Consider the following 12197-nt stretch of genomic DNA (forward strand, 5'->3'; position numbering starts at 1 on the left):
ACTACCGGGTCTTTTCCAGCCAATCTGCGGCTGCCAGACCAGCCCACCGTCCGGTAGCCAGACAGGCTGTCAGCAAATAACCCCCTGTCGGGGCCTCCCAATCCAACATCTCTCCGGCACAGAACACACCCGGCAACGCGGTCAGCATCAGGCCGCCATCCAACGACGCGCTTTTAACGCCCCCTGCCGTCGAGATTGCTTCATCCATCGGGCGCAGACCGGCGTACAGGATGGGCAGTTTCTTTAACACTGCAAACTGATCTGGTTGAGCTGTGCCGCTGCGTTTCATCATCTCATGGAAAATTGCGGCTTTTTGAGGCGACAGGTTCAGTGACTTTCTAAACCACTGAGACAGAGTAACTTTCGACCGTTTCGCGGCATAGCGCGCCTGCAGGGTTTTGTGATCCAGATCGGGCACCAAATCCACAAACAACGACTGCCCGACACGCAAGGCTGGGGTGAGCGAATACAGCCCGCTGCCCTCCAGCCCCTTTGCAGAAATTGCGGCTTCGCCTCGACTTTCAGAATCGCCTGCCATCCAGCGGACCGATTTCAACGCGGCCCCAAAGTGTGGTCGCATATGATCGCTCCAATCTAAGGAAAGAGCAGAATTTGCTGGCTCGAATGGAGCCAGAGCCACACCTCTACTTGCAAGAGCTTCTGTCCACTGACCGTCCGAGCCAAGGCGCGCCCAACTTGCCCCACCCAGCGCCAGTACGGTGACATCAGTCGAAACGCTGCGCACCCCGTCGGGGGTGTCGAACTTCAGCGCCTCACCCTCCCAGCCTGTCCAGCGCCAGCGGGTATTGACCTCTACTTTTGCGTTTCCTAACCGGGCCAGCCAGGCGCGCAATAGGGGGGAGGCTTTCATAACCTCGGGAAAAACCCGGCCTGTTGAGCCTGTAAACAACGGCTGACCCAGATCGCGCGCCCAGTGTTGAACCGCATCGGAATCGAAAGCGGAAACCATCGGAGTCAACCAATCCGCAGCCTCGCCGTATGCGCGGATCAAGGTATCGAACGGCTCTTCCTTGGTCAGGTTCAGTCCAGATTTTCCAGCCATCAGGAACTTACGCGCGACTGACGGTTTAGCCTCGGCCACCAGCACGGAATGCCCTGCAGCGGCCAGTTGTTCGGCGGCCATCAAACCGGCGGGGCCTGCTCCGATTACCACTGCCTGCGCCATTCACATCCTCTTGCCTTCGCCACTTTCAGGCGCAAGTTTCTAACCATCATGACGAACAGCGATCCGATCTGCCCGCTTTGCGACCGCCCGATCCCCGACGGAGGCGGCAGCCTGCATCATCTGATCCCAAAACTCAAAGGAGGCAAGGGCGGGCCAACCGTTCTTTTGCATCAGATCTGCCATAAGGAGGTCCATGCCACACTGACCGAGGCCGAACTGGCGCGCAATTACAACACGGTCGAAGCCCTGCGCGCGCATCCAAGGCTTGAAAAGTTCCTGAACTGGGTTCGCAAACGCCCACCCGGCTTTCGGTCAAAGGTTCCAGGCAAACGGCGCGGACGGTGATCAACCCGGCAGGATCGGATCACCAAAGGCGTCGTTCAGAGGTTCAGGCACGCCTTCGATTTCAATGCCCTGATAATCTGGTACAGGCGCGAACTGAGCCCCCGCAACGTGCTGAAATTCCAGCGTTGTATAGGGCCGTTTCCAAAGCCATTCCCGGTTTTCAACCGACCACAGATCGGGATTTGGAGGCGTTTCCTGCGTGAAGGCATAGAAATGCAGATCAAAGCCGTAAGGAGCAACCTCTTGCATGGACAACAATGACATACCTTGCCCGCGCCAAAACGTGTCTTCAGCTGCGATATCCCCGGTCCGCAACGTGATCTGACCGATCCGCGCCTGCGCGAACGGCGCATCGGGATCAGCGGCGTACGGAGGCCGGTTGCCTTCGAAATCCTGTTGCAACAGCTCGATGACAAATCCTTCGGGGTCGGTCAGATGACACATGTAGCCGATATCCAGGAACTGGTTCGGATCGCTTACCGGGACATCCCGCGCGCGCAGATGGGTCGCCGCAAGATCAACATCCGGTACGGTTATGCCGATCTTCCAATAACGCTGGCCTCGGTCATGGGTGTATCCACCGCCGCCGGGCAGCAACAGAAGATCTGCATCCTCGCCCGCATAACCTACACGAACGTTAGCCCCTTCTTCCCTGACAAACATACCCAAAATGTCGCGATAAAAGGCCGCCAAATTGAGCGGATCAGCGACCCGCAGGCGCAGGGCCGACAGCCTCATGAACACAACCTTGCGATTCCGGCGGCAATCTTCGGGTCGGCGTTGACGCTATCGGCCACCAGATCGCGCGCGGTCTGCATCAGGTGATCAAGTTCGACAATCCGGTCCACCAAACCAAAATCATATGCCTCTTGTGCGCTGATTTTCTGGCCCGCCATCAGAATAAGCTTGGTACGTGCCGGTCCCACCAAAGCCGCCAACCGCTTGGGGTCGGAAGGTTGCGGCAGAAACCCCAGCTTCATCACCGGATAGAAGAACTTGGCCGAGGGCACCGCGATACGCAAATCGCAGGCCAAGGCCATACCGTTGGCCCCGCCAGCCAGAGTTCCGTTCAGTGCAGCAACAGTCAGGCAGGGCAGTGCAGCAATGGCGCCAGACAGACGTTCCCAGACATCCGACGTGGCCAGACCGGCGCGCGCTTCGTCAAGATCGGCACCGGCACTGAACACCTTGCCCGCCCCTGTCAGGATCAACGCCTTCGCCTCGGTCGCGGCCTCAGCAATCTCGGCCAGTTCGGTAAGCATGCCTCCGGTCAGAGCGTTGGCCTTGCCCGGGTTATTGATTGTGACTGTCCACAGGCCATCCTCTTTGATCAAATTGATCATATCAGCCCAACCCGTTTGCGAATATCCTCCAACCGCAGCGAGATTTCGGTGCCTAAAAACTCATTCGCATCATCGGAACACATCCAGAGCAGCGCCCGCGCGGGCCAGTCTGCGGGAATGTGCACATCCCAATCCAGTTGACTAACCGGATTGATGCCGCTGGCCTTGATCGACCGCTGCATATCCGTGGCCACCGTCCCCGGTGACAGGCCCATGGCGCGAATACCGTTATGGGCCTCTTCCAGATGCAGACATTCCGTTAGCATTTTGGCCCCGGCCTTGGACGCGCAATAATGGCTCCATGCCTCAACCGGGTTTGATGCGGCCCCGGACGAGATGGTCAGAATGCTTCCCCCGCCAGCGGCCCGCATGATCGGCAGCGCGGCGCGCATTCCATAAAAGACACCCTTGAGGTTGATGTCGATGGCCTTGCTCCATGCCTCAGTATCGGCGTTCGAGAGATGAAAGATCGGATCGATCACACCGGCGTTTCCGATCAGAACATCCAAGCCACCGAAGCGGTCGACACAGGTGGCCACGGCCTGCTCGACCTGCGCAAAGTCGCTGACATCACACGCCAAAGCGATGGCCTGATCGCCCAAAGCGGCTGCCAAAGCATCGATCTGGTCGTGGCTGCGCGCCACCAAAGCCACATTGGCCCCGGCTGCGGCAAAAACGCGCCCTGCTTCAGCCCCGATTCCCCGGCTGGCCCCTGTAATAAGAACCGTTTTACCCTGCATCTGCCCCTCCTCACGCGCTGCAATTGCTTTCGGCTACAGCCGTAGCCCGGAAACGGGGAAAGGGTCCAGCCCTTGCCCCCCCTTGACGATACCCGTCACAAACCCGACCATGCGCCACAAATTGATCAAGAAGGGTTACCTTATGTCCGTTTTTCTCCGCCGCAGCTGCGGTGCAGCTTTGGCTTATGCCGTTGCCACTCAGGGCGCGCTTGCCGACCTGACGGCTGATGATGTCTGGTCCAACTGGCAAGGCTATTTTACCTCGATGGGCTATACCATCACGGGCGACGAAAGCTCGGCGGACGGTGTGACCACGATTTCGAACATGACGCTTTCAATGGCACTGCCCGAAGAGGAAGGGCAATTCCAAATGGTCATGCCCGAAATGACGCTGACCGAAAACGGCGACGGGACTGTGTCGGTCGGCATACCCGAGAACTTTCCCATGAAAATCACGGGTCAGGCCGAAGAAGGCGACTTTGCAGCTACGGTGACCTATTCTCATAGCCAATTGAACATGGTCGTATCGGGCGCCCCCGAAGACATGACCTATGACTACAATGCCGATATGCTTAGTATTTCACTGGACTCGATCGCGGTTGACGGCGAAACGGTTCCGGATGACGTCTTTGACCTGGCGGTCGCGGCGAATGATCTGAACGGCAGCTCGCGGATGCAGATCGGCGAAAACCGCGATCTCACACAGACATTCAATGCAGCCAGCCTGACCTACAACATGAACTTTCAGGACCCTGAAAGCGGTGAAACCGGATTGATCAATGGGCAGTTGGACCAATTGGCATTTGAAGGCGAAAACGTGTTTCCGAAAGACATTGATCTTTCGGATCCGCAGTCCTTTTACGAAGCCGGTTTTGCGTTCGACGGAGTTTTTACCTACGCGTCGGGCAACACGGATCTGAGTGGAACCAGCGAAGGCCAGGCATTTTCGATGAACAGTACTTCGGAAGGTGGGCGCTTTGCAGCCACCATCGATGCCGAAAAGCTGGTCTATGACATCGACCAAAACAGCACGACGCTGGCAGTGACTACAGCAGACCTGCCCTTCCCGATTGAAATCTCAATGGCCAATGCCGGGCTTAACTTTGAGTTCCCGGTTCAGCAGTCGGACGAAGTTCAGCCGTTTGGTCTGGGGTTTAATCTGACCGATTTCACGATGTCGGACGTACTGTGGGGTATATTCGATCCTGCAGGCGCACTTCCGCGTGATCCCGCGACAATCGCGCTGGATGCCACCGGCACGGCAAAGGTTCTGATGAACATCTTCGACCCGGAAATTGACCTCGAGTCCGAGGAAGCTCCGGGTGAGCTGCATTCTCTGAAAATCAATGAACTGCTGGTGTCTCTGGTCGGTACGAAACTGACAGGTGACGGCGACTTTGCGTTCGACAACTCGAACACCGAAGAATTCGATGGCTTGCCCAGCCCAAGCGGCGTTGCGAACCTGGAACTTGTTGGTGCCAACCAGTTGATCGACACCCTGATCGGCATGGGTATAATTTCAGACAATGACGCCTTGGGTGCTCGGATGATGATGGGCCTGATGGCAGTTCCGGGCGAAGAACCGGACACACTGAATTCGACCATCGAATTCACCGAAGATGGTCAGATCCTAGCGAATGGCCAGCGTATCAAATAATGTTTGAAAAGGGCCGCGTATCTTGCGGCCCTCTTTCCACCGTTCCTCGCCCAAATCTCTGAACCGGGGTGGGTCTGTCGAAATCCCCATCACACAATCCGGTCACGGGTCTTGCGAGACGGGCAGTCCAAGGCTAGGTCCTTGGAAATAAACCCGGAGGCCTTATGACCCGCACACCAGAAGAAATCAGCCAGCAATTGCTTGATGTGGCCCGCAAAGCAGGCGCAGAGGCGGCGGATGCCATCGTGCTTGACGGCTCCTCGGTTGCGGTCGAGGTGCGGGGCGGCGCGCTGGAACACGCGGAACGCTCGGAAGGCACGGATTTGGGGTTGCGGGTCTTTCTGGGTAAACGGTCTGCCATCGTATCCAGTTCCGACAGCCGCCCGGAAACCCTGCACGCTATGGCGGAACGCGCCGTTGCCATGGCCAAAGAAGCCCCCGAAGACCCGTATTCTGGATTGGCTGATCGCGACCAGCTTCTGAGCAACTGGGATACGCAGTCACTGGAACTCATTGACCCGACCCCGGCCCCATCCTCCGAAACCCTGATGCAGGATGCACTGGCAGCCGAAGCTGCGGCATTGGCTGTCTCAGGTGTCACTCAGGTCTCAGATGCGGCCGCAAGCTATGGAACCCACCGCGTGCATCTGGCCGCCACAAACGGCTTTTCCGGCGGCTATGAGCGCAGCAGCCGGTCAGTGTCTTGCGTTGCGATCTCGGGCGAAGGCACCGGGATGGAACGGGAATATGACGGCGACAGTCGGACGTTTCAATCCGACCTGCGCAGCGCGGTTGAGATCGGGCGCACCGCAGGTGAACGCGCCGTGCAGCAGGTGGGCGCGCGCAAGCCTGAAACCGGCAGTTTCCCTGTGTTGTTTGATGAACGCATCTCGTCTTCACTGATCGGCCATCTATTGGCTGCCAGCAATGGTGCAGCGATCGCACGCGGCGCGTCTTGGCTCAAGGATTGCTTGGGGCAAGAGGTTCTGCCCGCGCATTTGTCGCTGATCGAAGACCCGCACCGCCCGCGCATCTCGGGCTCTCGCCCTTTTGATGCCGAGGGTTTGCCGACACAACGCAGGGCAATTGTTGAAAACGGTGTCCTCACCGGGTGGACGCTGGATCTATCCAGCGCGCGCAAGCTGGACATGGTGTCAACAGGCAACGCTGCGCGTGGCGTGTCCGGCCCGCCTTCTCCCAGCAACTGGAACCTCAGCCTGACGCAGGGCGACAAAAGCCGCGCTGATCTGGTGCGTGATATGGGTACCGGCTTGCTGGTCACATCCATGATCGGGTCGACGATCAACCCCAACACCGGTGACTATTCACGCGGGGCTTCTGGGTTCTGGGTGGAAAACGGCGAGATCAAACATCCGGTCAATGAATGCACTATCGCAGGTAATTTGCGGGACATGTTACGACGGATTATTCCGGCGAATGACGCCCGTCCATATCTGTCACGCGTGGTCCCCTCGTTGCTGATCGAAGGAATGACACTTGCCGGCAACTGACCTGTCCCTGCTCATTGACGCAGCACTCGAGGCCGGCAAGATCGCCACACGATATTCCGGGACGCAAGCGCAGCGCTGGGATAAACCCGATGGCGCCGGTCCAGTGACCGAGGCCGATTTGGCCGTGAACGCAATGCTTGGGGATCGGCTGCGTGCCGCACGACCGGGGTATGGCTGGTTGAGCGAGGAGTCCGAGGACACGTCCGAGCGGCTGGAGCGCCGCAACGCCTTCATCATCGATCCGATTGACGGCACGCGCAGCTTTGCCGAGGGTGCGCGCACATGGGCGCATTCGATCGCCGTCGCCGATGAAGGCAAAGTGACGGCCGCTGTCATCTATTTGCCGATGCGGAATTTGCTTTATGCTGCCGCCCGGGGAATGGGGGCAACGCTGAATGGTGAGGAAATCAAAACCTCGGCCTATGTCGACTTGCAGCAATCGGAAGTTCTGGCAGCTAAGCCGACTCTCGATACACGGCACTGGCGCGACGGGCATGTGCCTGACTTCGGGCGCGCATATCGCCCGTCTCTGGCCTATCGCATGGCTCTGGTTGGACAGGGGCGGTTTGACGCGATGCTGACTTTGCGCCCAAGCTGGGAATGGGACATTGCCGCCGGTGATCTGATTATCCAAGAGGCCGGTGGTGTGTGTACCGACCGGGCTGGGCAATCTTTGGTGTTCAACAACGCCACTCCTCGGCTGAACGGAGTAATCGCAGCGAACGCGGCGCTGCATGAAGAGCTTTCAAAGCGGCTGGATCCGAGCGGACCCGGGATTGGGGCATGAGCAAGCCGGGATCCCTGAGCTTGGCGGCCTACAGGGTTCTGTCCTGGGGAATGCGCAACACCGTCGGTCAGCGCATCGACCTACCTCGTCCTGAAGGTGAGTTGCTCTGGATTCAAGTCGCCACGCCGGGTCACTTGCGCGCTGTGAGCGACTTTTGCCAACGCTTGCTTCAGGTTCGATCCGAACTGAGCTTTGTCCTGACCGGTCCACCGGACGCAGATCTGGACAGTTGGCCAGGTTGCGATTTCCATCTGACCAACCTGCCTCAGGACCAAAGCGGGGCTGTGCGTGGTTTCCTGGAGCATTGGCATCCGACAATGGGTCTTTGGGTCGGCGGTGATCTGAAGCCCAACATTTTAATCAGAGCAAGTGATCAGGACATCCCGCTGATATTATTCGATGCCGAATTCAGCGTCTCCTTGCCGCGAAGTGCACGTTGGTTGCCGGACATCACCCGGGCAACCTTTGACTGTTTTCAAGAAATCATGACGGCATCGCCAGAGACTGCACGCCATATACGCAGACTTGGTGTTCAATCGTCCAAGGTCCACGAGGCTCCACCCCTGCGTATCAGCCCAAACCCGCGACCCTGGCCCGAAGACGAGTTGATTGAAACCAACCACACCCTTGCAGGGCGTCCGGTTTGGCTGGCGGCTTGGGTACAAGACAAAGAATTCATTTCGGTTCTAACGGCCCATCGGCAGGTGCTTCGGATGCTGCACCGTCTTGTTCTGGTTCTGCATGTCGCTGACGAAACGGAAGCAGGGCCGCTAAAGCGGCGGCTTGAGACCATGGATTTGCGTTGCGTCAATTGGGACGACGGCGACGAAATCGAAGACAGCACCCAAGTGATCCTGACCGCTGACCCAGAAAACCTGGGCCTTTGGTGCCGTGTATCCGCTGTGACCTTTATGGCCAGCTCTCTGGAACGTGGCGCCGGTGGGCGTGATCCGTCCGAGTCTATTGCATTGGGATCAGCCATCATTCACGGACCCTTTGTGCACCGCCATGACGCGTTGTATTCTCAGCTGCAGCGGGCGGGCGCTGCGAAACAGGTCAAGACAGCGACCGAATTGGGGGATGCACTTATCGAACTTTTGGCACCGGATCTTGCGGCCGGGATGGCGCTGGCGGGATGGCAGATGATAACCGAAGGCGCACCCCAGGCGGACGCCCTGATCGACATGGTGCAGGATATTCTGGATCAGCGGAGTGCAGAACGTGCGGGCACCTGATTTCTGGAACACTTCCCCTGAGCAACGGGATCTGAGGGCGCGCCTTCTGGCGCCGCTCGGTCACCTCTATGCGGCAGCAACAGCCCGCCGGATCGCCTCGCAAACTGGTGCGCAGCCCGGGGTACCAGTGATCTGTATCGGCAACCTAAATGCAGGTGGTACCGGTAAGACTCCCACGGTGATTTGGACGCTCGAACAACTGAGAAACGCATGGCACGAGCCGCATGTCGTCACGCGTGGGCACGGGGGGTCTTTGGAAGGCCCGGTGCAGGTCGATCCGGCCAAACACACAGCCGCCGAGGTCGGAGATGAGCCGCTGCTGCTGGCAATGTTCGGCGAGGTTTGGGTGGCCAAGGACCGGGCTGCAGGCGCACGTGCGGCTGCGGCTGCAGGCGCGACCGTGATTGTTCTGGATGACGGGTTCCAAAACCCTTCGGTCAGCAAGGATTTCTCGGTTATCGTCGTCGACGCGCAGCGCGGGTTTGGAAACGGCTTGTGTCTGCCCGCCGGTCCCTTGCGCGAACCCGTGGATGTAGGCCTGAAACGCGCCGATCTGGTTTTGTCGCTTGGCGACGAGACCGCACAAAAGACCTTTGCCGAACAATGGCAAGACCACCTGACGGTGCCTCATGTCACCGGGGCAATCGAACCGCTGCAAACCGGTATGGACTGGACAGGAACCCGGGCGCTGGCCTTTGCCGGTATCGGACACCCGGAAAAGTTCTTTCAAACTCTGCGCCGTATGGGTGCCGATTTGATACGGGCCGAAGCATTGGACGATCACCAGCCCCTAACCCAGGCCCTGATGACCCGGCTGGAAAACGACGCACGCGCTCTGGGTGCTCAGATGGTGACCACAGAAAAAGACGCCGTGCGCCTGCCACCTGCTTTCCGAACTAAGGTGATCACGCTGCCGGTCCGGCTTCAGATACCAGAAGGCGAAAAGGTCAAAGAGATGCTGTTGACCACGGCCCCGTCACCTAAGTAGATCCGGCCGACCCCATCGGGAGCCGACCGGCAAAAGATCAGCTGCCAAGCTCGGCTTCGATCAGCTTTTTGAAATCCGCGTAGGATTGATTGTCGACCTTTTTGCCATTCACGATGAAGGACGGGGTGGCTTGAATGCCGTCACGCTCAGCGTTTTCCTGGTACCACGCGGCCAGTGTACGCGCCTTGGTGCCGTCTTGTAGACATGCTTCCAGCTGATCGCCGTCGATCCCGGCCAAACGGCCGATCTTGCGCAGCTCGTCAACGATCTCAGCCGGACCGCCCGCGCGTGTCCACTCGGACTGCTTCTCGTAGATCACGTCGGTGAGGCCAAAGAACTTTTCGGGTCCGGCGCAGCGTGCGACCATCGACGCCCACAGACCGTAGCGGTCAAAATAAACCTCACGATAGGTAAACTTGACCTTTCCGGTATCGATAAAGTCTTTCTTGAGCTGCTTGTACGCGCCCTGATGAAAACTCGCACAATGCGGGCAGGTGAAAGAAGCATATTCGATGATCTCGACCGGTGCGTCTTCGGCACCCTGCACCATTTCGATAACGGTCGAGGTATCAATCTCAGCCTCCTGCGCCTCAGCAGTGCTCACCAACAGGTTGGACGAATTGGAATTTGACAGCGACAGCCAATAGCCTCCAGCGGCTACGGCGACGGCCGCACAGATTACGGTTGCAATACGGCTCATTCTCGGCCCTTTCTCAGCGTTTCTGTTTGGATAAAACGTTGCAAGCGAGACGTTCAAGGGCTGCGCGCAAATCTTCATCATTCACGTCGCGTGACACTTTGTCGGCTTCGGCGGCAACGTCTGGAGCAATCTGGGGTTTTGCCTGCTTCGGCTTGTGGTCGAAACTGGCCTGCCCCTCGGCAAAACCGGTCGGAGCAGTCTGGGTGATGCGGATGCGGCTGATGGCGTTGTATCCGTAAACCGCGTTGACCTTACCGCGCAGTTGTTCCTTCTGCATTTCCAGCATCGGTGCCTGCGGGCCGGTGGTCAGCACGGTCAGGGTCGCACCAAAGCCGCCCTTGCCATAGCCCACATTGACCGGGCGCGCGATGGCAGCGGTGTCCTGACCTACAATCTCGGCCCAATGGGTCAACAACCGCGACACGGCAAAGCCACGGCTTTCACCGGCGCGCCGGATCTGATCATTCAGCAAGGACGCGGTGCGTTTGAACCCGCGGGTCGAGGAACGTCTGCGTTGCATCTGGTTTCCCACTCCTACACCGCTATTGTAATAGGCAGACCATCGGGTGCCAGCGAAACCCGACAAGGAGATGAATAAAACTTGCGTGACTCCCCTGAATTCATCGTCAGCACCCCGCTTTTGGAGTGGTATGACCGCCACGCGCGCGACATGCCATGGCGCGTCAGCCCTGCTGATCGGGCGGTCGGGGTGCGCCCTGACCCCTATCGGGTCTGGCTATCCGAAGTGATGTTGCAACAAACCACCGTGGCGGCAGTGCGGGACTATTTCCTGCGTTTCACAACCCGCTGGCCAACAGTTCACGCGCTGGCCGCTGCGCCGGATGAACAGGTGATGGGGGAATGGGCTGGGCTTGGATATTATGCCCGCGCCCGCAACTTGTTGAAATGCGCCCGAGCTGTGGCGCAAGACCACGATGGCCAGTTTCCTGATTCCCATGATGCGCTGCTGAAACTTCCCGGCATTGGCCCTTATACCGCCGCTGCGATCTCGGCCATTGCATTTGATCAGCCCGAAACAGTGCTAGATGGCAATGTCGAACGGGTCATGGCCCGGTTTTATGACATCCACGATCCTTTGCCAGGGTCTAAACCTTTGCTGAAAGAAAAAGCCGAGGCCCTGACACCGACTACGCGACCCGGTGACTATGCTCAGGCGGTTATGGATCTGGGGGCCACGATCTGCACGCCGAAATCTCCGGCCTGCGGCATATGTCCGTTGCGTGACCCCTGCCAGGGCCGCATCGCGGGTACCATGATCGACTTGCCCCGAAAGACACCTAAAAAACCCAAGCCCACCCGCTATGGCCACGTCTATATTGCGCGCAAGGCAGACGGGGCCATGGTGCTGGAACGCAGACCGGACAAGGGGCTGCTGGGCGGAATGCTAGGCTGGCCCGGATCAGAGTGGAACGATGCCCCAACCGAACGCGCCCCGTTCCCGGCAAAGTGGACGATCCTGCCCGCAGAAGTGCGCCATACCTTTACGCATTTCCATTTGATTCTCAGAGTTTGGACTGTCGATCTAGAGGATCAATTCGTGCCCGAACACCTAACCATGCTAGACAAGCACAGTTTCAAACCCAGCGACCTGCCGACAGTGATGCGCAAAGCCTACGATCTGTGGAGAGAACGTTAAGACCGCTGTGCAATCCGCCGGGTCGCGGATAGGCTAGGCCCATAACGT

At 58.6% G+C, this 12197-nt stretch carries 13 protein-coding genes; 7 read left to right on the plus strand and 6 right to left on the minus strand.

Going from position 1 to position 12197, the window contains the following annotated elements:
- Nucleotide 1: 1 nt before the first annotated feature.
- Nucleotides 2-1186: a TIGR03862 family flavoprotein gene (locus GS632_RS00570; RefSeq protein WP_171721963.1), complete on the minus strand. Its 1185-nt coding sequence runs from the start codon at nt 1184-1186 to the stop codon at nt 2-4.
- 48 nt (nt 1187-1234) lie between these two features.
- On the opposite strand from GS632_RS00570, the gene GS632_RS00575 reads away from it, so the two are divergent.
- The gene (locus GS632_RS00575) at nt 1235-1531 is read left to right on the plus strand and encodes an HNH endonuclease (RefSeq protein WP_171180292.1); all 297 of its coding nucleotides are present in this window, start codon (nt 1235-1237) and stop codon (nt 1529-1531) included.
- On the opposite strand, the gene GS632_RS00580 is transcribed toward GS632_RS00575, so the two are convergent.
- From GS632_RS00580 to GS632_RS00590, 3 genes are read right to left on the minus strand one after another with little or no spacing between them, the layout of a single operon-like run.
- Nucleotides 1532-2269, minus strand: coding sequence for a VOC family protein (locus GS632_RS00580; protein WP_171721964.1), 738 nt, complete (start codon nt 2267-2269; stop codon nt 1532-1534). It lies immediately after the preceding gene.
- A complete protein-coding gene (locus GS632_RS00585) occupies nt 2266-2874 on the minus strand; it encodes an enoyl-CoA hydratase/isomerase family protein (protein ID WP_171620075.1) in 609 nt (202 codons plus the stop codon). The genes GS632_RS00580 and GS632_RS00585 overlap by 4 nt, the downstream gene beginning before the upstream one ends.
- Nucleotides 2871-3614 (minus strand): SDR family oxidoreductase, encoded by a 744-nt coding sequence (locus GS632_RS00590; protein WP_171236087.1) that lies wholly within the window; start codon nt 3612-3614, stop codon nt 2871-2873. Before GS632_RS00590 ends, GS632_RS00585 begins: the two co-directional genes overlap by 4 nt.
- A gap of 142 nt (nt 3615-3756) precedes the next feature.
- On the opposite strand from GS632_RS00590, the gene GS632_RS00595 reads away from it, so the two are divergent.
- The 5 genes from GS632_RS00595 to lpxK all read left to right on the plus strand — a co-directional run bounded on the left by GS632_RS00595 (nt 3757) and on the right by lpxK (nt 9792).
- A complete protein-coding gene (locus GS632_RS00595; RefSeq protein WP_171620077.1) occupies nt 3757-5271 on the plus strand; it encodes a DUF2125 domain-containing protein in 1515 nt (504 codons plus the stop codon).
- Between the two features lie 164 nt (nt 5272-5435).
- Nucleotides 5436-6782 (plus strand): TldD/PmbA family protein, encoded by a 1347-nt coding sequence (locus GS632_RS00600; RefSeq protein ID WP_171721965.1) that lies wholly within the window; start codon nt 5436-5438, stop codon nt 6780-6782.
- A complete protein-coding gene (locus GS632_RS00605; RefSeq protein WP_171236090.1) occupies nt 6769-7569 on the plus strand; it encodes a 3'(2'),5'-bisphosphate nucleotidase CysQ in 801 nt (266 codons plus the stop codon). The genes GS632_RS00600 and GS632_RS00605 overlap by 14 nt, the downstream gene beginning before the upstream one ends.
- Nucleotides 7566-8804, plus strand: coding sequence for a 3-deoxy-D-manno-octulosonic acid transferase (locus tag GS632_RS00610; protein ID WP_171620083.1), 1239 nt, complete (start codon nt 7566-7568; stop codon nt 8802-8804). The genes GS632_RS00605 and GS632_RS00610 overlap by 4 nt, the downstream gene beginning before the upstream one ends.
- Nucleotides 8791-9792, plus strand: coding sequence for a tetraacyldisaccharide 4'-kinase (gene lpxK / locus GS632_RS00615; RefSeq protein WP_171721966.1), 1002 nt, complete (start codon nt 8791-8793; stop codon nt 9790-9792). The genes GS632_RS00610 and lpxK overlap by 14 nt, the downstream gene beginning before the upstream one ends.
- Before the next feature lie 37 nt (nt 9793-9829).
- On the opposite strand, the gene GS632_RS00620 is transcribed toward lpxK, so the two are convergent.
- On the minus strand, nt 9830-10492 hold the full coding sequence (locus GS632_RS00620; protein ID WP_171238698.1) for a DsbA family protein: 663 nt from the start codon (nt 10490-10492) through the stop codon (nt 9830-9832).
- A gap of 13 nt (nt 10493-10505) precedes the next feature.
- On the minus strand, nt 10506-11012 hold the full coding sequence (locus tag GS632_RS00625) for a DUF721 domain-containing protein (RefSeq protein WP_171188610.1): 507 nt from the start codon (nt 11010-11012) through the stop codon (nt 10506-10508).
- Between the two features lie 81 nt (nt 11013-11093).
- Here GS632_RS00625 and mutY point away from each other — a divergent pair, with 81 nt between their 5' ends.
- Entirely contained in the window at nt 11094-12149 is a 1056-nt protein-coding gene (gene mutY, locus GS632_RS00630) for an A/G-specific adenine glycosylase (protein ID WP_171721967.1), read from the plus strand.
- Nucleotides 12150-12197 lie beyond the last annotated feature (48 nt).

This window comes from Ruegeria sp. HKCCD7296, assembly GCF_013110775.1.
In the GTDB taxonomy this organism is placed as follows: Bacteria; Pseudomonadota; Alphaproteobacteria; order Rhodobacterales; family Rhodobacteraceae; genus Ruegeria.